General features: G+C 71.6%; 22 protein-coding genes, 1 tRNA gene and 1 pseudogene. 11 read left to right on the top strand and 13 right to left on the bottom strand.

Annotated features, from left to right (window positions below):
* The 3 genes and pseudogenes from ACWBNA_RS46655 to pdhA all read right to left on the bottom strand — a co-directional run.
* Nucleotides 1-382 (bottom strand): biotin/lipoyl-containing protein (locus ACWBNA_RS46655; protein ID WP_482710690.1); only part of this gene is annotated, 382 nt, incomplete at its 3' end.
* Nucleotides 382-1,487, bottom strand: a pseudogene (locus tag ACWBNA_RS46660) (alpha-ketoacid dehydrogenase subunit beta). The gene ACWBNA_RS46655 and the pseudogene ACWBNA_RS46660, both read right to left, overlap by 1 nt.
* A complete protein-coding gene (gene pdhA, locus ACWBNA_RS46665) occupies nt 1,484-2,620 on the bottom strand; it encodes a pyruvate dehydrogenase (acetyl-transferring) E1 component subunit alpha (protein ID WP_482710691.1) in 1,137 nt (378 codons plus the stop codon). The pseudogene ACWBNA_RS46660 and the gene pdhA overlap by 4 nt, the downstream one beginning before the upstream one ends.
* Nucleotides 2,621-2,809: 189 nt before the next feature.
* Between pdhA and ACWBNA_RS46670 the strand changes: the two genes are divergently transcribed.
* Nucleotides 2,810-3,295, top strand: a complete 486-nt coding sequence (locus tag ACWBNA_RS46670) for an Lrp/AsnC family transcriptional regulator (protein WP_053753895.1) — start codon at nt 2,810-2,812, stop codon at nt 3,293-3,295.
* A 2-nt stretch (nt 3,296-3,297) separates the two neighbouring features.
* On the opposite strand, the gene ACWBNA_RS46675 is transcribed toward ACWBNA_RS46670, so the two are convergent.
* Nucleotides 3,298-3,888 (bottom strand): TetR/AcrR family transcriptional regulator, encoded by a 591-nt coding sequence (locus ACWBNA_RS46675; RefSeq protein ID WP_468656497.1) that lies wholly within the window; start codon nt 3,886-3,888, stop codon nt 3,298-3,300.
* The gene (locus tag ACWBNA_RS46680; protein ID WP_482710692.1) at nt 3,885-5,402 is read right to left on the bottom strand and encodes a 3-hydroxyacyl-CoA dehydrogenase; all 1,518 of its coding nucleotides are present in this window, start codon (nt 5,400-5,402) and stop codon (nt 3,885-3,887) included. Before ACWBNA_RS46680 ends, ACWBNA_RS46675 begins: the two co-directional genes overlap by 4 nt.
* Before the next feature lie 160 nt (nt 5,403-5,562).
* Between ACWBNA_RS46680 and paaN the strand changes: the two genes are divergently transcribed.
* Nucleotides 5,563-7,254 (top strand): phenylacetic acid degradation protein PaaN, encoded by a 1,692-nt coding sequence (paaN, locus tag ACWBNA_RS46685; RefSeq protein ID WP_482710693.1) that lies wholly within the window; start codon nt 5,563-5,565, stop codon nt 7,252-7,254.
* 12 nt (nt 7,255-7,266) lie between these two features.
* On the opposite strand, the gene ACWBNA_RS46690 is transcribed toward paaN, so the two are convergent.
* The 3 genes from ACWBNA_RS46690 to ACWBNA_RS46700 are packed head-to-tail and all read right to left on the bottom strand — an operon-like array spanning nt 7,267 to nt 10,216.
* Nucleotides 7,267-8,028, bottom strand: a complete 762-nt coding sequence (locus ACWBNA_RS46690) for a TrmH family RNA methyltransferase (RefSeq protein WP_482710694.1) — start codon at nt 8,026-8,028, stop codon at nt 7,267-7,269.
* Nucleotides 8,025-9,266: an HTTM domain-containing protein gene (locus tag ACWBNA_RS46695; RefSeq protein WP_482710695.1), complete on the bottom strand. Its 1,242-nt coding sequence runs from the start codon at nt 9,264-9,266 to the stop codon at nt 8,025-8,027. The genes ACWBNA_RS46690 and ACWBNA_RS46695 overlap by 4 nt, the downstream gene beginning before the upstream one ends.
* The gene (locus tag ACWBNA_RS46700; RefSeq protein WP_482710696.1) at nt 9,263-10,216 is read right to left on the bottom strand and encodes a DUF5819 family protein; all 954 of its coding nucleotides are present in this window, start codon (nt 10,214-10,216) and stop codon (nt 9,263-9,265) included. Before ACWBNA_RS46700 ends, ACWBNA_RS46695 begins: the two co-directional genes overlap by 4 nt.
* A gap of 287 nt (nt 10,217-10,503) precedes the next feature.
* On the opposite strand from ACWBNA_RS46700, the gene paaA reads away from it, so the two are divergent.
* From paaA to ACWBNA_RS46730, 6 genes are all read left to right on the top strand, one after another.
* Nucleotides 10,504-11,535 carry a 1,2-phenylacetyl-CoA epoxidase subunit PaaA gene (paaA, locus tag ACWBNA_RS46705; protein ID WP_482710697.1) on the top strand — a complete coding sequence of 344 codons (1,032 nt, stop codon included), beginning with the start codon at nt 10,504-10,506 and terminating at the stop codon, nt 11,533-11,535.
* Nucleotides 11,532-11,819 carry a 1,2-phenylacetyl-CoA epoxidase subunit PaaB gene (gene paaB, locus ACWBNA_RS46710; RefSeq protein ID WP_482710698.1) on the top strand — a complete coding sequence of 96 codons (288 nt, stop codon included), beginning with the start codon at nt 11,532-11,534 and terminating at the stop codon, nt 11,817-11,819. Before paaA ends, paaB begins: the two co-directional genes overlap by 4 nt.
* Complete coding sequence (paaC, locus tag ACWBNA_RS46715) at nt 11,816-12,553, top strand: 1,2-phenylacetyl-CoA epoxidase subunit PaaC (protein WP_482710699.1); 738 nt, start codon at nt 11,816-11,818, stop codon at nt 12,551-12,553. Before paaB ends, paaC begins: the two co-directional genes overlap by 4 nt.
* Complete coding sequence (paaD, locus tag ACWBNA_RS46720; RefSeq protein ID WP_482710700.1) at nt 12,547-13,086, top strand: 1,2-phenylacetyl-CoA epoxidase subunit PaaD; 540 nt, start codon at nt 12,547-12,549, stop codon at nt 13,084-13,086. Before paaC ends, paaD begins: the two co-directional genes overlap by 7 nt.
* Nucleotides 13,086-14,147: a 2Fe-2S iron-sulfur cluster-binding protein gene (locus ACWBNA_RS46725; protein ID WP_482710701.1), complete on the top strand. Its 1,062-nt coding sequence runs from the start codon at nt 13,086-13,088 to the stop codon at nt 14,145-14,147. The genes paaD and ACWBNA_RS46725 overlap by 1 nt, the downstream gene beginning before the upstream one ends.
* A 139-nt stretch (nt 14,148-14,286) precedes the next feature.
* Complete coding sequence (locus ACWBNA_RS46730; protein WP_482710702.1) at nt 14,287-15,420, top strand: acyl-CoA dehydrogenase family protein; 1,134 nt, start codon at nt 14,287-14,289, stop codon at nt 15,418-15,420.
* A gap of 49 nt (nt 15,421-15,469) precedes the next feature.
* On the opposite strand, the gene ACWBNA_RS46735 is transcribed toward ACWBNA_RS46730, so the two are convergent.
* From ACWBNA_RS46735 to ACWBNA_RS46750, 4 genes are all read right to left on the bottom strand, one after another.
* Nucleotides 15,470-15,799: a rhodanese-like domain-containing protein gene (locus tag ACWBNA_RS46735; RefSeq protein ID WP_217243052.1), complete on the bottom strand. Its 330-nt coding sequence runs from the start codon at nt 15,797-15,799 to the stop codon at nt 15,470-15,472.
* A gap of 64 nt (nt 15,800-15,863) precedes the next feature.
* The gene (locus tag ACWBNA_RS46740; protein WP_482710703.1) at nt 15,864-16,706 is read right to left on the bottom strand and encodes a J domain-containing protein; all 843 of its coding nucleotides are present in this window, start codon (nt 16,704-16,706) and stop codon (nt 15,864-15,866) included.
* Nucleotides 16,707-16,784: 78 nt separating this feature from the next.
* Nucleotides 16,785-18,245, bottom strand: a complete 1,461-nt coding sequence (locus ACWBNA_RS46745; RefSeq protein WP_482710708.1) for a DUF2252 domain-containing protein — start codon at nt 18,243-18,245, stop codon at nt 16,785-16,787.
* 231 nt (nt 18,246-18,476) lie between these two features.
* Nucleotides 18,477-18,842 (bottom strand): winged helix-turn-helix transcriptional regulator, encoded by a 366-nt coding sequence (locus ACWBNA_RS46750; RefSeq protein ID WP_482710704.1) that lies wholly within the window; start codon nt 18,840-18,842, stop codon nt 18,477-18,479.
* Nucleotides 18,843-18,974: 132 nt separating this feature from the next.
* On the opposite strand from ACWBNA_RS46750, the gene ACWBNA_RS46755 reads away from it, so the two are divergent.
* Nucleotides 18,975-19,628 carry an FMN-dependent NADH-azoreductase gene (locus ACWBNA_RS46755; protein ID WP_482710705.1) on the top strand — a complete coding sequence of 218 codons (654 nt, stop codon included), beginning with the start codon at nt 18,975-18,977 and terminating at the stop codon, nt 19,626-19,628.
* Between the two features lie 227 nt (nt 19,629-19,855).
* Nucleotides 19,856-20,476: a TetR/AcrR family transcriptional regulator gene (locus ACWBNA_RS46760; protein ID WP_482710706.1), complete on the top strand. Its 621-nt coding sequence runs from the start codon at nt 19,856-19,858 to the stop codon at nt 20,474-20,476.
* A gap of 176 nt (nt 20,477-20,652) precedes the next feature.
* On the opposite strand, the gene ACWBNA_RS46765 is transcribed toward ACWBNA_RS46760, so the two are convergent.
* Nucleotides 20,653-20,736, bottom strand: a tRNA-Leu gene (locus ACWBNA_RS46765).
* Between the two features lie 487 nt (nt 20,737-21,223).
* Here ACWBNA_RS46765 and ACWBNA_RS46770 point away from each other — a divergent pair.
* The coding region (locus tag ACWBNA_RS46770) for a DUF3662 domain-containing protein (RefSeq protein ID WP_482710707.1) at nt 21,224-21,703 on the top strand (480 nt) is incomplete at its 3' end.

Consider the following 21,703-nt stretch of genomic DNA (forward strand, 5'->3'; position numbering starts at 1 on the left):
CGGTCGTCGTGGCCGGCCGCCCCGGGCGCACCCGGCCCCGGCGCGCCGGGGCCTCCGAGGTGCCGTAGCCCACCAGCACATTGCCCGAGCCCTCGGTCCGACCCTGACCGCCGGAGGCCGGCGTGCCCACCGCGACCGTCAGCAGCGGGGCGCCGACGGGCAGTTCCGTGCCCTCCTCGCCGAAGCGGGCAGTGACGACACCGCCGTAGGGGCAGGGCACCTCGACCATCGCCTTGGCCGTCTCGACCTCGACGACCGGCTGGTCGACGGCGACGAGGTCCCCGACCTCGACGAGCCAACGGACGATGCCCGCCTCGGTGAGCCCCTCCCCGAGGTCGGGGAGCCTGAACTCCAGGCTGTGCATGTCAGAAGCGTGTGCCATCAGCCCTCGGCCTCCCATTGCAGACGCCCCACGGCGTCCAGGATCCGGTCCACGCCGGGCAGGTGGTGACGCTCCAGCATCGGCGGCGGGTAGGGGATGTCGAACCCGGCCACGCGCAGCACCGGCGCCTCCAGATGGTGGAAGCAGCGCTCCGTGACACGGGCCGCGATCTCCCCGCCCGGGCCGCCGAACCCGCCCGACTCGTGTACGACGACCGCTCGCCCGGTCCGCCGTACCGAGGCGCAGACCGTCTCGTCGTCGAACGGCACCAGGGAGCGCAGGTCGACGACTTCGAGGTCCCACCCCTCGTCCCGGGCCGCCTCGGCGGCTTCGAGGCAGACGGGCACGGACGGCCCGTACGTGATGAGTGTGGCGCTCCGGCCCGAGCGCCGCACCACCGCGCGGCCTATCGGTTCAACGGACTGCGGGTCCTCGGGGTTCCAGGAGGCCTTGGACCAGTACAGGCGCTTGGGTTCGAGGAAGACGACCGGGTCGTCGGAGGCGATGGCGGCGCGCAGCAGGCCGTAGGCGTCGGCGACCGTGGCGGGCGTGACGACGTGGAGGCCGGGGGTCGCCATGTAGTACGCCTCGGACGAGTCGCTGTGGTGTTCGACGCCGCCGATGCCGCCGCCGTAGGGGACGCGGATGGTGAGCGGGAGCGGCAGCGCGCCGCGGGTGCGGTTGCGCATCCGTGAGACATGGCTGATCAGTTGCTCGAACGCCGGATAGGCGAACGCGTCGAACTGCATCTCCACGANAGCGGCAGCGCGCCGCGGGTGCGGTTGCGCATCCGTGAGACATGGCTGATCAGTTGCTCGAACGCCGGATAGGCGAACGCGTCGAACTGCATCTCCACGACCGGGCGCAGGCCGTACATCGCCATGCCGACGGCCGTGCCGAGGATGCCGGCCTCGGCGAGCGGGGTGTCCGTGCAGCGGTCCTCGCCGAACTCCTTGGCGAGTCCGTCGGTGACGCGGAAGACACCGCCGAGGGTGCCGACGTCCTCGCCCATGACGTGCACGGTGGGGTCGGCGGCCATGGCGTCGCGCATCGCGCGCGTGAGGGCCTGCGCCATGGTGGCCGGCTTGAGGGCGACGGTGGTCATCGGTGCGGCCCTTCCTGCTCCGCCGCCAGCTCGGCCCGCAACTGGGCCTGCTGCTCGCGCAGTTGCGGGGTGGGCTCGGCGTACACGTGGGCGAACAGGTCCATGGGGTCGAGCGGGGGGTCCTGGTTCATGCGCTCGCGCAGGTCGGCGGCCATGGCCTCGGCGGCGTCCCGCGCGGCCTGGATGCCGCTGTCGTCGATCAGGCCGCGTTCGGTGAGCTCGTGCTCCAGGAGGGCGATCGGGTCGTGCTCGCGCCAGGTGTCGACCTCGGCGTCGCCGCGGTACCGGCTCGCGTCGTCGGCGTTGGTGTGGGCCTCGACGCGGTACGTGATGGCCTCGACCAGGGTGGGACCGCCGCCCGCGCGCGCGTGCCGTACGGCGTCGGTGAGGACCTCGTGCACGGCGGCGGCGTCGTTGCCGTCGACCAGGCGGCCGGGCATGCCGTAGCCGACGGCCTTGTGGGCCAGCGACGGGGCCGCGGTCTGCTTGGCGAGCGGGACGGAGATCGCGAAGCCGTTGTTCTGGACGAGGAAGACGACCGGGGCCTGCCACACGGCGGCGAAGTTCAGCGCCTCGTGGAAGTCGCCCTCGCTGGAGCCGCCGTCGCCGACCATCGCCAGCGCGACCACGTCGTCGCCCTTGAGGCGGGCGGCGTGCGCGAGGCCGACGGCGTGCGGGAGCTGGGTGGCGAGCGGGGTGCACAGGGGGGCCACGCGGTGCTCGCGCGGGTCGTAGCCGGTGTGCCAGTCGCCACGCAGCAGGGTGAGGGCCTGCACGGGGTCGAGGCCGCGGGCGACGGCCGCGAGGGTGTCGCGGTAGCTGGGGAAGAGCCAGTCGCGGTCCTCGAGGACCAGCGCCGCGGCGACCTCGCAGGCCTCCTGGCCGGTGCTGGACGGGTAGACCGCGAGGCGGCCCTGCTTGGTGAGGGCGGTGGCCTGCGCGTTGTACCGGCGGCCGCGCACCAGCTCGGCGTAGAGCCGGCGCAGCAGCCCGGGATCGGCCTGGGCGGCCGCCTCGGTGCCGAGGACGCGGTACGGACGTGCGTCGGGCAGCAGCGGCGCGGGGTCCGTGCGGGGCTGCCAGGCGGGCGGCGGGGTCGGCTTGTAGGCCCCCCGCTGCTCCATGACCGTCATGACGGCACCTCCTCGTGGGAGCGGCTTCAGGCGCGTCACGGGTGTGATGCGCCTCACCTACCGATTGTTCGGTCGCCGGCACAATTTGGCTACCGGCACCCGCAGGCTGTGGACAAACGGTTCTGCACAGCCTCAAATGAACGCAGGACGTCCATGGTGGAGAGGCGGGGGCACGTGGCATCTGAACAAATGGCCGAGAGCCCGGAAGGCAGCGGCCCCCTGCCGCCCGCGCGTCCGCTCGACGCGATCGATCTGGACATCCTGCAGATGCTCCAGGCGGACGGCCGCGCGTCCATAAGATCGGTCGCCGAACGGGTGCATGTCTCGCGAGCCAACGCCTACGCGCGCATCAACCGGCTCATCGAGGACGGCGTCATCCGCGGCTTCGGGGCCCGCGTCAACCACGAACGCGCGGGTCAGGGCACCTCGGCGTACATCACCCTGAAGATCGTCCAGAACTCCTGGCGCACGGTCCGGGAGCAGCTCAGACAGCTGCCCGGCGCCTCTCACATCGCCCTGGTGGGCGGCGACTTCGACGTACTGCTCCTGGTGCACACGTCCGACAACAGGGCGCTGCGCGAGCTGGTGCTGACCCGGCTCCAGGCGATCCCCGAGGTGCTCAGTACGCGCACCCTGCTGGTCTTCGAGGAGGAGGACCTGGAGCCGCAGGGCTGACGTCAGCGCTCCTCGCGAAGCCCTGAGAAGACCAGCCGCGCGACGGCGTCGGCGACCTCGCGCTCGTTCATGCCCCGCCCGTCCGGCCGGTACCACTCCACAATGGAGTTGATCATCCCGAAGACGAGCCGCGTCGCGAGCCGTACCTCCACGTCGCCGCGCACGTCCCCGTCGGCCGCCGCCGCCTTCAGCAGCTCGGCGACCCGGTGGTCGAAGTCGCGGCGCCGCTCCAGGGCCCATCGCTCGGTGCCGGTGTTGCCCCGCACGCGCAGCAGCAGGGTCACGTACGGCAGCTCCGCTATGAGCACCTCGACCATGCGGCGTACGACGTACTCCAGACACTCCGCGGCGCTCCCCACGCGCGCGGGCTCCTCGTCGAGAATCCCGAAGAGGCCGTCCAGCGCACGGCTCACGGCGCGGCGCAGCAGCTCCTCCTTGCCGGAGACATGGTGGTAGATCGACGACTTGGAGATGCCGGCCGCCTTGGAGAGGTGCTCCATGGAGGTGCCGTCGTAGCCGCGTTCGTTGAAGACCTGGACGGCGACGGACAGCAGCGTCTGAGGGGTGTACGTGTCGCGCTTGGCGGTGGTCATGAGGTGCTGCCCTCCCGCTTGTCGGTGGCGTACGCGTGGCGGTACAGCGCCAGGGACGGCGCGTAGCGCCCCGACGGGTCGCGCATGTGCAGGTCGTCGAGGAGGGCGTAGGCCCAGTTGCGGCCGAGCCTGCGGCTCCACTCGAAGGGACCCAGGGGGTAGTTGACCCCGAGCCGCATCGCGGTGTCGATGTCCTCCTCGGTGGCCACGCCCTTGGCGACGGCGTCGTGCGCGAGGTCGACGATCCTGGCGACCGTGCGGGCGACGATCATGCCGGGGACGTCGCCGATGACGCTGACCTGCTTGCCGAGCGCCTGGAAGAGGCCGGTGGCCTCGGCGAGGGTCTGCTGGGAGGTGTCCTGGGAGGCGGACAGGGCGATGCGGGTGGCCCTGCGGTAGTCGAGGGCGAGGTCGAAGTAGACGACGTCCCGGAACTCGACCGAGGTCTGTCCGTCGGCGAGGGCGAGCTGGCCGCCGCTCGGCAGCACCAGGCGGGTGCCGTGGTCCTCGTCGTCCTCGCGGACCGGGATGCCCGCCTCCCGGATCAGGTTGAGCAGTTCGGAGGCGGGGCCCAGGTCGCCCTCGGCGGCGACGTACGCGGGCGGCTGGGCCGGCTCGGCGGTGTGCGGCTCGGGACGGTCGGCGTCCTCGGAGTGGTCGTACCAGCCGTGGCCGGTCTTGCGGCCGAGCCGGCCCGACTCGACCAGGCGGCGCTGGGCGAGCGACGGCGCGAACCGCACGTCCTGGAAGAAGGCCCGCCACACGGAGTGGGTGACCGATTCGTTGACGTCCTGGCCGATGAGGTCGGTGAGTTCGAAGGCGCCCATCTTGAAGCCGCCGCACTCGCGCAGGACCGCGTCGATGGTGGCGGGTTCGGCGCCCTGCGCCTCGTGGACCGCGAAGGCCTCGGCGTAGAAGGGCCGCGCGATGCGGTTGACGATGAATCCCGGGGTGTCGGCGCAGGCGACCGGGGTCTTGCCCCAGGCGCGGGCCATCTCGTACGCGCGTGTGGCCGACGTGACGTCGGTGGCGAACCCGGAGACCACCTCCACGAGGGGCAGCAGCGGTGCGGGGTTGAAGAAGTGCAGGCCCACCAGGCGGCCCGGGTTGCGCAGGGCGCCGCCGATGGCGGTGACCGACAGGGAGGAGGTGTTGGTGGCGAGCAGACAGTCCTCGCCGACGATGTCCTCCAGTGCGCGGAACAGCTCCTGCTTGGCGTCCAGCCGCTCCAGGACGGCCTCGACGACCAGGGCGCAGTCCGCGAGGTCGGCGAGGTTCCGTGCGGGCAGCAGACGGGCGCGTGCCGCGTCCCGGTCGGCGCCGCCGAGCCGGTCCTTCTCGACGAGCCGGTCCAGGCGGGCGCCGATCGCGTCGGCCGCCTCCTGGGCCCGGCCGGGGGCGGCGTCGTACAGGCGTACGGAATGGCCGGCCATCAACGCGACCTGGGCGATGCCCTGGCCCATGGTGCCGGTGCCGACGACGGCCACGGGGCTGCTGAGGTCGAGTGCTGTCATGTGCGCGATCCTCCCGCACGGGGTTTTCCACAGATGCGGCGGTCCCCCTTGTCCCGACCGATCGTTCGGTTACTCTAACTCTGACTGGCTGTTCCTGCCCATGTTTCTGCCCAGGTCATGAGCTCGACGAAGAGTTCTTGAGACGAGGAGTTGGTCCCGCATGGCCGCCGAACTCACCGCGCACGATCTGATCGCCACGCACCGGCCCATCCTCGACCAGACGCTGGAAGCGATCCGCACCCGCGCGTACTGGTCCCCGCACCCCGAGCACCCCAAGGCCTACGGCGAGAACGGCAGCCTGGACATGGCGGCGGGCAAGGCGGCCTTCGACGCCCTCCTGGGAACCCGCCTCGACCTCGGCCAGCCCGGCACGGACGACTGGGTGGGCGGCGAGGTCTCCCCGTACGGCATCGAGCTGGGCGTGAGCTACCCGCACGCGGACATCGACGAGCTGCTGCCCGCCATGAAGGCCGGGCAGAAGGCCTGGCGGGACGCCGGCGCGGAGATGCGCGCGATGGTGTGTCTGGAGATCCTCAAGCGGATCAGCGACCGGACGCACGAGTTCGCGCACGCGGTCATGCACACCTCCGGCCAGGCGTTCATGATGGCGTTCCAGGCGGGCGGCCCGCACGCGCAGGACCGCGGCCTGGAGGCGGTGGCGTACGCGTACGTGGAGCAGGTCCGCACCCCCGAAACGGCGGAGTGGACCAAGCCGCAGGGCAAGCGCGAGCCGCTGGCGCTCTCCAAGCAGTTCACGCCGGTCCCGCGCGGCATCGCGCTGGTCATCGGCTGCAACACCTTCCCGACGTGGAACGGCTATCCGGGCCTGTTCGCCTCCCTGGCCACCGGAAACGCGGTCCTGGTCAAGCCCCACCCGCGTGCGGTGCTGCCGCTCGCGCTGACCGTGCGGGTCGCCCGCCAGGTGCTCGCCGAGGCCGGCTTCGACCCGAACCTGGTGGCGCTGACCGCCGAGCGGCCGGGCGAGGGCATCGCCAAGACCCTGGCCACCCGTCCCGAGATCCGGATCATCGACTACACCGGCTCGACGGCGTTCGGCGACTGGCTGGAGGCCAACGCCCGCCAGGCGCAGGTCTACACGGAGAAGGCCGGGGTCAACTCGGTGGTGATCCACTCCACGGACGACTACAAGGGGATGCTGTCCAACCTGGCCTTCTCGTTGTCCCTGTACAGCGGACAGATGTGCACCACCCCGCAGAACCTGCTCGTCCCACGCGACGGCATCCGCACCGAGGAAGGTCCCCGCACCTTCGACGAGGTGGTCGCCGACCTCGCCCGCTCCGTCGACGGCCTGCTCGGCGACGACGCGCGCGCGAACGCCCTGCTCGGCGCGATCGTCAACCCGGACGTCAAGGCCCGCCTGGAGGCCGCGGCCGGTCTCGGCGAAGTCGCCCTCGCCTCGCGGGAGGTCGGCAACCCCGAGTTCCCGCAGGCGGTCGTCCGCACCCCCGTCATCGTGAAGCTGGACGGCGCCAAGCCGGACGACGAGGCGGCCTACATGAGCGAGTGCTTCGGGCCGGTCTCCTTCGCCGTCGCGGTCGACTCGGCGGCGGACGCGACGGAACTGCTGCGGCGCACGATCCGTGAGAAGGGCGCGATGACGGTCGGCGCGTACACCACCGACGAGGAGGTCGAACAGGCCCTCAAGGAGGTCTGCCTGGAGGAGGCGGCCCAGTTGTCGCTGAACCTCACGGGCGGTGTGTACGTCAACCAGACCGCCGCCTTCTCCGACTTCCACGGCTCGGGCGGCAACCCGGCGGCCAACGCGGCCCTCACCGACGGCGCGTTCGTGGCCAACCGCTTCCGGGTGGTCGAGGTGCGCCGGGAGGCCTGAGGGCCGGGACGTCTAAGGAACGTGCGGTGCGCTCCCGGTGACGCTCCAGTGGTACAGCGTCATGGCCACACTGGTCGCGAGGTTGTAACTGGAGACCTGGGGGCGCATCGGCAGTGCCACCAGATGGTCGGCACGCGCGCGGAGGGCCGCTGACAGCCCGCTGCGTTCCGAGCCGAAGGCGAGGACGGCGTCGTCGGGGAGTTTGGTGCCGCGGATGTCGTCACCCTCGGGGTCGAGGGCGAACACCGGCCCGGGCGGCAGCTCGCCGACGGTCAGCCGTTCCACGGCCGTCGCGAAGTGCAGCCCGGCTCCACCGCGCACGACCGTGGGATGCCAGGGGTCGAGAGTGCCGGTGGTGACCACACCGGTCGCGCCGAAACCGGCGGCCAGCCGGATCACGGCCCCCGCGTTGCCCAGGTTGCGCGGATCGTCGAGGACGACGACGGGCGCGGTGCGGGGGGTGCGCGCGAGCTTGTCCAGGTTGGCCGCGCGGGAGGGCCGTACGGCCAGGGCGGCGACCGCGGTGGGGTGCGGGCGTGGGACCAGACTCCGGTACTCCGGCTCCGGCACCTGGGTCAGGAGCGCGTCCAGGGTCTCCCGTACGTCCGGTGCCAGCTCCTCGGCGAGGGCGAGCGCGGCGGCCCGGTCGGCGGTGACCGCCACCGGGACCTCTGCGCCGAAGCGCAGCGCGTGCTTGAGCGCGTGGAAGCCGTCGAGCAGCACGGAGGTGTCGGCGAGCCGGTGCCAGACGTCGAGGGGATCGGAGTCGCTCATGCCCTGGAGCCTACGGGCGCGTCGCCCGCGTCTCCCGCGTCCGTGACGTCCTCCGCGCTCTCCGGGATGCGCTGTTCCGGCAGGGTCGTACGTCCCGTGCCCGTGACCAGGCGTCCACGCGCGCGTGCCGCCCAGCCGCCGAGCCGGCGCAGGAACGACGTCGGCAGGAAGACCGCGTCGGCGGCGATCATCGCCAGCGAGAAGAACGGCAGGCCGAGCAGTACGGCGATCGCGGCGTGTTCGATCATCATGACCGCCAGCAGGACGTTCTTGACGCGCCGGTTGAAGAGGGTGAAGGGGAAGGCGACCTGCGCCGCGACCGTGCCGTACGTCACCAGCATCACCATCGTGCCGCTGGCCGCCAGTGCGTCGGCGAGCGCGGGCCACGGGGAGAAGTAGTCGAGGTGCAGGGGGTAGTAGACGGCGGTGCCGTCCTGCCAGCGCGAGCCCTGGATCTTGTACCAGCCCGCCGTGGCGTAGATCAGACAGGCCTCGGCCATGATCACGAGCAGGGCGCCGTTGTGGACGATGTTGGCGACGACGTCGAGCAGGATGCGCGGCTGGCCGGTCCTGGCCCGGCGCCCTATGAGCCACCGCAGGGCCTGCGCCAGGAAGACCGTCCACAACAGCGACGGCACGAACTCCTCGCCGTCGAACAGCCGGCCCGAGAGGGTCACCGCGACCAGCGCCAGACCGAGCACGCCCCACAGGACCGGCCCGACCCGGTCGGCGACGTGCTCTCCACGCGCGCGTGCCTCGCTGTTGAGGCGGGCCCGCCGCGCGTCCAGCGACCACACCTGGCCGCAGCGCGTGAACACCAGGTAGAGGCACATCAGGTGCAGGACGTTGTCGCCGCCGTCGCCCATGAAGATGCTGCGGTTCTGCAGCGAGAGCACGCCGACCATGAACAGCACGGACATCGTGCGGGTGCGCCAGCCCAGCAGCAGCAGCACGCTCGTCAGAACGGCCAGCACGTAGACGGTCTCGAACCAGAACCGGCCGTCGGACCACATCAGGGCCGTGAAGGCGCCATTGGCCGAGATGAGCTGCTGGGCGAGGTCCCAGCTCCAGGGGCCGCCCGGACCGTACATCTCCTCACGATGGGGGAACTCGCGCAGCAGGAACAGCAGCCAGGTCACGCTGAAGCCGATGCGGATCACGGCGGTCTGGTACGGGCCGAGGGCGGACTCGGTGACCCGGGCGATGGTGGCGGAGACGCAGAGCGCGAAACGGTTCACTTGGCGCCCCCCTCGGTGCTCTTCGCCGGTATCGACCACCAGGGCAGCACCCGGTACACCGGCTGCTCCGACACCTTCTCGTCGCTCCACTGAGGCGGGCGCACATTGGTGGTGCGGCTGCGTATCTGGACGAGATCGATCGCACCCCCCTTGCCGGCCGCGTCCTCACGGTCCAGACGCAGCAGGACGATGCGGCGCAGATACGTCTCCGAAAGGGAGCCGCGCAGGCCGATCGGGCGGTTGTCGCCGCCGTGCGTGGCGACGAAGAAGTCCCAGGCCCGGCGCAGCTCGTTCTGCTGGGTGTGGCTCGGCAACAGGTTGCCGTCGATGGCCCGGCCGTCCTCGGCGGAGAGGTCGTACCAGCCGGTCGTCCGCGTCCCGCCGTCCGCGGTGTCGATCTGGGCACGGACCTGGACGGCGATGTTCTGCTGCAACGGGTTCGGCGCGAACAGCTTCCAGTTCTGCTCGAACTCCGGGTAGATCCAGTCGTCGATCTCCCTGCCGTGCTGCTTGGTCACCGTGTTCGACGGCGCCACGTGCAGGAAGACCATGCCGATGTGCACACAGACGGCGACGGCGACGACCGCGAGGGCCACGGCGACGACGATCTGGTAGCGCAGGGAGAGGGCGGCGACGCCGGTGCGGGGGGCGGCGAGCCCGAGGGGGGCGTGCGGCGCGGGCGCATACGCGGCGTGCACGGACGGCTCGGGCGCTGGACCGGTGGCGGATACCGCCTCGACGGTAGACCGCGGCTCGACGGCGGACCGCGGCTCGGCGGCGTGTGGCGGGTCGACGGCGGTCGGCGGCTCCTGGCCCTGAGTGCCGGCCGGCCTGCCGTGCGTCGGGGCCGGGCCGGGCGGGGAGCTCTGGGGAGTGTCCGGACCGACGGGCGGGGAGCCCGGCTCGCCCGGCCCGTGCAGGGCGTTCGAGCCTTGGTCGTGCGCGTCCATTCCGCCCCGTTTCCGATTCCGGTCCGTCTTCCGGTTGCCCCCCGCAGGACCGCAGCACCACCCGTGCGCCGCCCGAACGGAACGGTACTCAGGCCCGTGCGCCCGGCACAGCCCCCTGTGGAACCGCTGCGAACGCCACTCCGGTTGTCCACAGGCCGTGCCCGGGGACGCCCGCAGGTTATCCACAGCGGTTGACACCTTACGGCGCCCGTCTCACCATGGAATCGCACGAACCGAACGATCGGTCGGGAGCAAGCACCGGCAGAGCCCAGGTCGAAGGGGACCTCATGGCGACAGCAGCCGCGCACCAGACGGCGCGCACCCAGGCGTACGACGGGCAGGCCGGCCCACGGGCCGGCGCCGACGACACCGCCGCGTACGAGAGGGCCTTCGACGCCGCCGTGGCCGCCGACGAGCGCGTCGAGCCGCGCGACTGGATGCCCGACGCCTACCGAGCGACCCTCGTCCGCCAGATCGCGCAGCACGCCCACTCCGAGATCATCGGCATGCAGCCGGAGGCGAACTGGATCACGCGCGCGCCCTCACTGCGCCGCAAGGCCATCCTGATGGCCAAGGTCCAGGACGAGGCCGGGCACGGGCTCTACCTCTACGGCGCGGCCGAGACCCTCGGCACCGGCCGCGACGAACTGCTCGACAAGCTCCACACCGGCCGCCAGAAGTACTCGTCGATCTTCAATTACCCGACGCTGACCTGGGCGGACGTCGGCGCGATCGGATGGCTCGTGGACGGCGCCGCGATCACCAACCAGGTGCCCCTGTGCCGCTGCTCCTACGGCCCGTACGCGCGCGCGATGGTCCGCATCTGCAAGGAGGAGTCCTTCCACCAGCGCCAGGGGTATGAGCTGCTGCTGGCCCTCAGCCGCGGCACCCCCGCGCAGCACGCGATGGCGCAGGACGCGGTGGACCGCTGGTGGTGGCCGTCCCTGATGATGTTCGGCCCGCCCGACGACGAGTCAGCGCACTCCGCGCAGTCGATGGCGTGGAAGATCAAGCGCCATTCGAACGACGAACTGCGCCAGCGCTTCGTCGACATCTGCGTCCCGCAGGCCGAGTTCCTGGGCCTGACCCTCCCCGACCCCGACCTGCGGTGGAACGAGGAGCGGGGACATCACGACTTCGGCCCGATCGACTGGACGGAGTTCTGGGAGGTCCTCAAGGGCAACGGCCCGTGCAACGAACAGCGGATATCGCAGCGCAGGCAGGCCCACGACGAGGGCGCCTGGGTCCGGGATGCGGCCTCGGCGTACGCGGCCAGGCACAGTGCCTCCGGTGCCGGAAGGGGAGGGGAGCAGGCATGACGAACACCGACTGGCCTTTGTGGGAGGTCTTCGTGCGCTCCCGCCGCGGCCTCTCGCACACCCACGCCGGCAGCCTGCACGCGCCGGACGCGGAATTCGCGCTGCGCAACGCCCGTGACCTGTACACCCGGCGCGGCGAGGGCGTCTCGATCTGGGTCGTCCCGTCCTCCGCGGTCACCGCGTCCTCGCCCGACGAGAAGGACCCGTTCTTCGAGCCGTCCGGCGACAAGCCGTACCGGCACCCGACGTTCTACGAGATCCCGGAGGGGGTGAAGCACCTGTGACCGCACCGGAGACGACCACCACCGCCGTTCCCAGGACGGCCGCCCTCGCCCTCGGCGACGACGCGCTCGTCCTCTCGCACCGCCTCGGGGAGTGGGCCGGCCACGCCCCCGTCCTCGAAGAGGAGGTGGCCCTCGCCAACATCGCGCTGGACCTGCTGGGCCAGGCCCGGGTACTGCTGTCGCTGGCCGGCGACGAGGACGACCTGGCGTATCTGCGCGAGGAGCGCGCCTTCACCAACCTCCAGCTGGTGGAGCAGCCGAACGGCGACTTCGCCCACACCATCGCCCGCCAGCTGTACTTCTCCACCTACCAGCACCTGCTCTACGCCGAACTGGCCAGCGGAGACGGCCCGTTCGCCCCGCTCGCCGCCAAGGCCGTCAAGGAGGTCGCCTACCACCGCGACCACGCCGAACAGTGGACCCTGCGGCTCGGCGACGGCACGGACGTCAGCCATGAGCGGATGCAGCGGGCGTGCGAGGCGCTGTGGCGGTTCACCGAGGAGATGTTCCAGCCCGTGGCAGGGCTGGACACCGACCGGCAGGGCATGGAGTCGACCTGGGCCGAGGCCGTCGGGGACGTTCTGCGCCGCGCCACCCTCACCGTCCCCGAGGGCCCGCGGTCCGGGGCGTGGGCGGCCGGGGCGGGTCGTCAGGGCCTGCACACCGAGTCCTTCGGACCGATGCTCGCCGAGATGCAGCATCTGCACCGCAGCCACCCGGGGGCGTCATGGTGACGACCACTGCGCTGGAGGCGGAGCTTCTGCAGGTGGCCGGTGCGGTGCCTGACCCCGAACTGCCCGTGCTCACCCTCCAGGAGCTCGGCGTCCTGCGCGCGGTGCGCGTCCACGGCCCCGACTCGGTCGAGGTCGAGCTGACCCCGACGTACACCGGCTGCCCGGCCGTCGAGGCGATGTCCCTGGACATAGAGCGGGTGCTGCACGAACACGGCGTGCGGGACGTCACGGTGCGCACCGTGCTCGCGCCCGCCTGGTCGACGGACGACATCACGGACGAAGGGCGGCGCAAACTCCGGGAGTTCGGCATCGCCCCGCCGCGCACGGGGCGGGCGGCCGGGCCGGTCGGCCTGCGACTGGGGCCGACCCGCACCCTCGGCCCGGCAACCGATGAAGCGGCCGACCCCGTCCGCTGCCCGAACTGCGACTCCACCGACACCGAGCTGCTCAGCCGTTTCTCCTCCACGGCCTGCAAGGCGCTGCGCCGGTGCCTGGCGTGCCGTGAACCCTTCGACCACTTCAAGGAGTTGTGATGGCCCGCTTCCACGCGCTCCCCGTGGCCGCGGTCGACCGGCTCACCGACGACTCCGTGGCCCTGACCCTCACCGTTCCCGAGGACCTGCGCGAGGAGTACCGGCACGCCCCGGGCCAGCATCTCGCCCTGCGGCGCACGGCGGACGGGACGGAGATCCGGCGCACCTACTCGATCTGCTCCCCGGCACCGGCGCCGGACAGCGAGGGACCCCGCACCCTGCGCGTCGGAGTGCGGCTGGTCGAAGGCGGCGCGTTCTCGACGTACGCGCTGAAGGAGATCAACATCGGCGACGAGCTGGAGGTGATGACGCCGGCGGGCCGCTTCACCCTCGACCCGGCTCCCGGTCTGTACGCCGCGATCGTCGGCGGCAGCGGCATCACCCCGGTGCTGTCGATCGTGACGACCCTGCTGGCGCGCGAGCCTGAGGCCCGGTTCTGTCTGATCCGCAGCGACCGTACGTCCGCCTCGACGATGTTCCTGGAGGAGGTCGCCGACCTGAAGGACCGCTACCCGCAGCGGCTGCACCTCGTGACGGTTCTGTCCCGGGAGGAGCAGCAGGCGGGGCTGCCGTCCGGGCGGCTCGACCGGGAGCGGCTCGGCGGGCTGCTTCCGGCGCTGCTCCCTGTGGACCAGGTGGCGGGGTGGTTCCTGTGCGGGCCGTTCGGACTGGTGCAGGGCGCTGAGCGGGCGTTGCGCGAGCTGGGGGTGTCCCGCACCCGTATCCACGAGGAGATCTTCCACGTGGACGCCGCCGCCCCCGTGACCATCACGCCCGCTCCCGCGCACAGCACGGTGACCGCGCGGCTCGACGGCCGCGGCGGGAGCTGGCCGGTGCGGCAGGGCGAGTCGCTCCTGGAGGCGGTACTGCGCAACCGCGCCGACGCGCCCTACGCCTGCAAGGGCGGAGTGTGCGGGACCTGCCGGGCCTTCCTGGTCTCCGGCGAGGTGCGCATGGACCGCAACTTCGCGCTGGAGCCGGAGGAGACGGAGGCGGGGTATGTGCTGGCATGCCAGTCCCATCCGGTGACGCAGAGGGTGGAGCTGGACTTCGACAGGTGAAAAGCCGGGGAGCGACCGCCCCGTCCCGCGCCCATTCGCGCCCGTTCCGCAGGTGAACGTCGACAGCGTTCCCTTCTTCTAGAACCTGTTCTATCTTGACGGACCGTCAGATCAGCGGGCCCGGGCGGAAGGACAGACCGTGGACTTCACCTTCACCGAGGAGCAGCAGGCGGCGGCCGAGGCGGCACGAGGGGTGCTGGCCGGCGTCGCCCCGGACGCGGTGCCCAGTCCGGCCCTCACCCCGGGCGCCGTCGCGGACGACTTCGACCGTGCGTTGTGGGCCAAGCTAGCCGACGCGGACCTGCTCAGCCTGCTGCTGGACCCGGAGTACGGCGGGGCGGGTCTGGACGCCGTCGCGCTGTGCCTGGTGCTGCGCGAGGCGGCGAAGGTACTGGCGCGGGTACCGCTGCTGGAGAACAGCGCCGCCCTGGCCGCCGTACAGGCCTTCGGCGGTGCGGAGTTGAAGGCCGGCCCGGCGGCGCGGGCGGGCCGCGGGGAGATCGTCCTGACCGTCGCCGCGAGCGGTCGCACCGGCCACGACCCGGCCGAACTCGCGGTGACGGCACGGCAGGAGGGGGAGGTGTGGGTGCTGGACGGGGTGCAGACGGCGGTGCCGTGGGCGTACGGCGCCGACTTCGTCCTCGTCCCCGCGCACACGGCCGCCGACCGGACCCTGCTCGCCCTGGTCCCTCGGCTCCATCCGGGCGTCGAGCTCGCCGAGCAGATCTCCACCACCGGTGAGCGGCTCGCCGAACTGCGCCTGGACGCCGTACGGATCGCGGACCGGGACGTCATCGACGCCGACGGCGCGTGGGAGTGGCTACGGGATCTGCTGGCCACGGGGACGTGTGCGCTGGCGCTCGGTCTGGGGGAGCGGGTGCTGGGGATGACCAGTGAGTACACCGGCAAGCGTGAGCAGTTCGGGTTCCCGGTGGCCACGTTCCAGGCCGTCGCCGTGCAGGCCGCCGACCGCTACATCGATCTGCGGGCCATGGAGGTCACCCTGTGGCAGGCCGCGTGGCGGATCGCCTCGGGGGCGCCCGGCGCGCTGCCCGCCTCCGGTGACGTGGCCGTCGCCAAGATCTGGGCGTCGGAGGGCGTACGGAGGGTCGTGCAGACCGCGCAGCATCTGCACGGCGGGTTCGGCGCCGACGTCGACTATCCCCTGCACCGGTACCACGCCTGGGCCAAGCACCTGGAACTGTCGCTCGGCCCCGCGGCGGCACACGAGGAGACCCTGGGCGACCTGCTGGCGGCCCACCCACTGGCCTGACCACCACAGTCAGCCGCCCGCCCGGTGGCCGGTGATCCCCGACCGGTGACTAGAGCACGAAGCCCGGCTGCCCCTCGTCGGTCACGACGGGGCGGCCGGTCGCTGCCCAGACCTGCATGCCACCGTCGACGTTCGCGGCGTCGATGCCCTGCTGGACGAGGTACATCGCGACCTGGGCCGAACGCCCGCCGGAACGGCAGATCACGTTGACCCGGCCGTCCTGCGGCGCGGCCTCGGTCAGCTCGCCGTACCGGGCGACGAACTCGCTGATGGGGATGTGCAGCGCCCCTGCGGCATGACCCGCCTGCCACTCGTCGTCCTCACGGACGTCCAGCAGGAAGTCGCTGTCCTTGAGGTCCGTGACCTCGACCGTGGGCACTCCAGCTCCGAATTGCATGCCTCCGACGCTACCCGACGCGGGCGCGCATCGGTCCGGTCGCCCGCTAGCCGACCAGCCCCGCCAGTTCCGCCTCGCGCGCGGCGACGTCGGCCAGGAGCTTCTCGGCGACCTCGTCCAGGAGGCGGTCCGGGTCTTCCGGGGCCATCCGGAGCATCGAGCCGATCGCGCTCTCCTCCAGCTCCCGGGCGACCACGCTGAGCAGTTCCTTGCGCTGGGCCAGCCATTCGAGGCGGGCGTAGAGGTCCTCGCTGGGAGTCGGGCCCTGCTCCGGGGGTTTCGGCCCGGCGGCCCACTCCTCGGCCAGCTCCCGCAGAAGCGTCTCGTCGCCACGGGCGTAGGCGGCGTTGACGCGGGTGATGAACTCCTCACGCCGCGCCCGCTCCGTGTCCTCCTGGGCGAGGTCGGGGTGGGCCTTGCGCGCCAGCTCGCGGTAGAGCTTGCGGACCTCCTCGCTGGGCCGCACCCGCTGCGGGGGCTGTACCGGCTGGTCCGTGAGCATCGCCTCGGCCTCCGGGAACAGCCCCGCGCCGTCCATCCAGCCGTGGAAGAGCTCCTCGACGCCCGGCATCGGCATGACCCGGGCCCGCGCCTCGTCCGCCTTGCGCAGGTCCTCGGGGTCGCCGGTGCGGGCGGCCCGGGCCTCGGCGATCTGGGCGTCCAGCTCGTCGAGGCGGGTGTACATCGGGCCGAGCTTCTGGTGGTGCAGCCGGGAGAAGTTCTCGACCTCGATACGGAAGGTCTCCACCGCGATCTCGTACTCGATCAACGCCTGCTCGGCGGCCCGTACGGCCCGTTCCAGCCGCTCCTCGGGCCGGGGCACACCGGCGTCCGGCGTCGGCCGGTCCTCACCGGCGACACCACCCTGTTCAGCTTCCGGGGTCGTCACCCGACCAGCGTAGGCCACGGCGGAAAAAGCTCCCCGGGCACACCGTCTTCAGGACCGCGAGCGCCCCGTACTCAGGTCTCACACCCCCACCTCCGCCGCGATCCGCCCCGACCGCACCGCTGCCACCAGCTGCGCGTGGTCCGCCTCCGTGCGGTCGGCGTAGGCGACGGCGAACGCGGTGATCGCCTCGTCCAGCTCCTCGTTCTTGCCGCAGTAGGCGGCGATCAGGCGCGGGTCGGCGCTGTGGGCGTGGGCGCGGGCCAGCAGCGCGCCGGTCATCCGGCCGTAGTCGTCCAGCTGGTCGGCGGCGAGGGCTGCCGGGTCGACGCTGCCCTTGCGGTTGCGGAACTGCCGTACCTGGAACGGCAGTCCGTCGACCGAGGTCCAGCCGAGCAGGATGTCGCTGACCACCTGCATGCGCTTTTGCCCCATGACCACCCGCCGGCCCTCGTGGCCGACCTCGGGCGCCTCGAACCCGGCGCTCACCAGATGCGGCACCAGCGCCGAGGGGCGGACCTCCTTGACCTGGAGGACGAGCGGTTCACCGCGGTGGTCGAGGAGCAGGACGACATACGACCGGGTGCCGACGCTGCCCGTGCCGACGACGCGGAAGGCGACGTCATGCACCGCGTGCCGGGCCAGGAGGGGGAGGCGGTCCTCGGAGAGCGAGGTCAGGTACTCCTCCAAGGACGCGGCGACCGCCGCGGCCTCCGCGTCCGGGACGCGCCGCAGCACCGGCGCGGCGTCGACGAAGCGGCGCCCGCCGTCCTCGGTCGGCTCCGTCGACTTCGCGGCGAACCGCCCGCTGGTGTTGGCCCGCGCCTTCTCGGAGACCCGCTCCAGGGTGCCGAGCAGGTCGTGGGCGTCGGTGTGGGAGACCAGTTCCTCGTCCGCGATGGCGTTCCACGCGTCCAGGACCGGAAGCCTGGCCAGCAGCCGCATGGTGCGGCGGTAGGCGCCCGTCGCGTCGTGCGCCGCCTTGCGGCAGGTGTCCTCGTCGGCGCCCGCCTCACGGGCGGCGAGCACGAGGGAGGTGGCGAGCCGCTTGAGGTCCCACTCCCAGGGGCCGCTCACGGTCTCGTCGAAGTCGTTCAGGTCGATGACCAGGCCGCCGCGCGCGTCGCCGTACAGGCCGAAGTTGGCGGCGTGGGCGTCGCCGCAGATCTGGGCACGGATCCCCGTGACGGGAGTGCGCGCCAGGTCGTAGGCCATGAGACCGGCCGAACCGCGCAGGAAGGCGAAGGGTGTGGCCGCCATCCGGCCCACCCGGATCGGCGTGAGCTCGGGGATGCGGCCCCGGCCGGACTCCTCGACCGCGCTCACCGCGTCGGGCCGGTCAGCGTCCAGCTCGAGGTCGGCGTGCACACTGCGCGGGACGCTTCGCCGCAGCGCCTTGCCCTCCTCCTTGGGCGTGCCCTCGGCGGGCCAGTCGGCGAAGCCGCGGACCCGGGGGACCCGGCGGGCGCCACCGGCACTCTTCGCCGCCTTCCGAGCGGGAACCGCGTCCCCGACAACCGTCTCGGCCTTGACCTCGGTCACCACGACCGCCTCCCCCGTACCCGCACGAACATCAACTCGTGCCGACCGTACAGCCGGTGGCCGAAACTCGTCAGACCCTGTGGACAACTCCACAGCTGTGGAAAACGCCGACAGCCCAAAGCGCACCGGCACCACACCGGGCTGCACCACACCGCCCGACACCACACGAGCACCGCCCGACACCGACCCGGCGCCACAGCGCGCCGCCGGCCCCCCACCGACAGCACGCCATCAGCACCCCGCCGGCCGCTCCTCCTCCGGCAGATGCTCCTTCGCCCACTCCCCGAGCAGTCGCAGGGCCGGTGCCAGCGCGGCCCCCGCCTCCGTCAGCCGGTACGACACGCGCAGCGGGGGTCCGTCGTCGACCTCGCGCACCAGCAGCCGGGCCGCACCGAGTTCGGTGAGCCGGTCGGAGAGCATGCGTTCGCTGATGCCGGGAACGGCCCGGCGCAGGTCGACGAAGTACGCGGGCCCTCCGTTGACGAGGACGGACACGATCGGGCCTGTCCAGCGCTTTCCGAGCAGCTGGAAGACACGCGTGATGCCGTCGTCGACCCGCTTGCACGCCGCCAGGTCATGACTCTGCTCCACCGCCATGCCGTCAGGGTACTGCCTTTCCCCACGGGGCTGAAAAAAAGTAAGTGACTGTGTTATCCATAGTCGAGTACCAAATACTAGCCCGCGGAACGAGCGTCCCGTGGGCCTTCCCACCACCCCCCCGGAGACCCCATGGCCACGCTCCTGCACATCGACTCCTCCGCCTTCCCGGCCGGCGCTTCCACGTCCCGTGCCGTGACGGACGCGTTCCGCAAGACCTGGGAGGAGCAGCACCCCGAAGGCACGGTGATCTACCGCGACCTCGCCGTGAACCCCGTCCCGCACATCACCGCCGACGCCCACACCGCCGGCTTCGCCGACCCGGCCGCGCACAGCCCGGAGCAGGCGGACGCCTTCGCCGCGCGCGTGCGGCTGATCGAGGAGCTGGAGCAGGCGGACGCGGTGCTGATCGGCGCCCCGATGTACAACTTCTCGATCCCCTCGACCCTCAAGGCATGGCTCGACAACGTGGTCCTCATCGGCCGCACCGCCATGACCGAGGACTCGAAGGTCAAGGGCACCCCGGTCACCGTCGTCGCCAGTCGCGGCGGCTCATACGCGCCGGGCACCCCGCGCGAGGGCTACGAGTACGTGCAGACCTACCTGAAGGCGATCTTCACCGACACCCTCGCCGTGGACCTGCACTTCATCGTCCCGGAGCTCACGATGGCCCCGCACAACCCCGCGATGACCGAGCTGGTCCCCCTCTTCGAGGCCTCCCGCGAGCGCGCCCTCCAGGACGCGGCCGCCAAGGCCAAGGAAGTGGCCGAGCGCGTCGCGGCATAGGCCTGCGGGCTGGGTGGGGCCGGCAGCCGCCCCCACCCAGCCGCCCACCAGAACTGCTTCACGGATGGCAAGGACAAGAACCGCGACACCGACGACCACGCCGGCCAAGCCGCTCGGACAAACCGTCCTCATCCCGCCTACCAGGGACTTTGACCACCTTCAGCCCCTTCCTGCGGCAACCCTCCGGCGTGTGCAAGTCTTCGCCGGAGCAACATGAGGAGCAGGCGATGACCGAGAGCGCGAAGGCTGCGCCGCGCCGGCGGCACGCGCAGGCGAACCGGCGACGCATCCTGGACGCGGCGCGCGAGACGCTGAGCGCGGATCCGGAGAGGACCATCGACGACATCGCCCGCGCCGCAGGCGTCGCCCGCCGCACCCTCTACGGCCATTTCGCGGGCCGGGAGGAACTCGTCAGCGCCCTGGCCGACGAGGCGGTGGAGTCGCTCCGGCAGGCGTTCGTCGAGGAGCGCGACCACGCCGAGCCCTCCGATCTGGCCCTGGCCCGCTACATCATGGCCGTCTGGGGCATCGGCGACCGCTTCCGGATGCTGATCGCGCTCGGCCGCCGGGATCTGGACGGCGACATCCGCGGCGCCCTGACCCCGGTACGGGACCTGGCCGGTGAACTGCTCGCACAGGGACAGCGCGACGGGGTGTTCGCCGACCATCTGCCCGCGCCGGTGCTGGGCCACGTACTGGAATCGGTCGTGGTCTCGATGCTGGAGTCGGTGAACGACGAGACGGGGGAGATCTCCGCCCCCGCCGCCGCAACGGCCGTCCTGCTGGCCGCCGGAAGGACGCGGCCCGAGGCGGAAGCCGTCCTGCGGCACCTGCGCACCAACGGCTGAAGCCGGGCGCAGCACCGACCGGTCGACGATCCTGATCCCGACCGTGAGCGACCGCTGGAGAAGACACTTGGAGACCGTGAGATACCTCACCGCAGGTCCCTTGCCACCACAACGAGAAACGGGCCCTCACCGTGACTTTCGTCACTGGTGAAGACCCGTTCATCGGTTCTTCGCTGTGCGCGAGGGGGGAGTTGAACCCCCACGCCCTTTCGGGCACTGGAACCTGAATCCAGCGCGTCTGCCTATTCCGCCACCCGCGCATTGGGTGTGTCCTCAGGCCCCGTCCCCCTTGGGGTGTGGCGCCTTCCGACACGCAGAACATTAGCACGCAGGAAGGGGTGGGTTCACATCGCTTAAGAGCGGGCAGTCGCCGACCAGCACACTCTGCGTCCGTCCGCCACCCCACCTCCGATTCCGCGGCTACGTATCAACGCGGATCGGTTCACGTATCAACCTCGTACCGGTCCCGTCCTTCTCCGCAGGAGCCGGTCCGGGTCCACAGTCAGGTGCGGGACACTTGTCTTCGGCCGCCTCTACGATCCTTGGCAGGACGACGTCCGAGAAGAGTTCGAAGGGGTGCTCCGGAGGGAACTTCGGAGGCGTCGACACCGTCGACCGGGCCGACAGGGGGAACCAGCCGATTTACCGGCGCGTGGATACGATCAGTAAGCAGTACCAGCAGTACCGGGCAAGGCAGTGCCCGCTCAGCGGGTCGCAGGACGGCAGCAGCTACGGAGGAGGTGCCCCATGGGAGTCCTGAAGAAGTTCGAGCAGCGTCTCGAAGGTCTGGTCAACGGCACCTTCGCCAAGGTGTTCAAGTCCGAGGTCCAGCCCGTGGAGATCGCGGGAGCGCTCCAGCGCGAGTGCGACAACAACGCGACCATCTGGAACCGCGACCGGACGGTCGTCCCCAACGACTTCATCGTGGAGCTGAGCACGCCGGACTTCGAGCGGCTCAGCCCCTACTCCGGCCAGCTCGGCGACGAGCTCGCCGGCATGGTGCGCGACTACGCGAAGCAGCAGCGCTACACCTTCATGGGCCCCATCAAGGTCCATCTGGAGAAGGCGGACGACCTCGACACCGGCCTGTACCGGGTGCGCAGCCGTACGCTCGCCTCCTCCACCAACCAGCAGTCCCCCGGCAGCGCCCCGGCGGCTCCGGCCGCAGGTCGGCCGGCCCCCGGCGGCGGCTACGGCTACCCGCCGCCCGCGGCACCGGCGGGCGCC

It is taken from the genome of Streptomyces sp. Q2 (genome assembly GCF_056820935.1).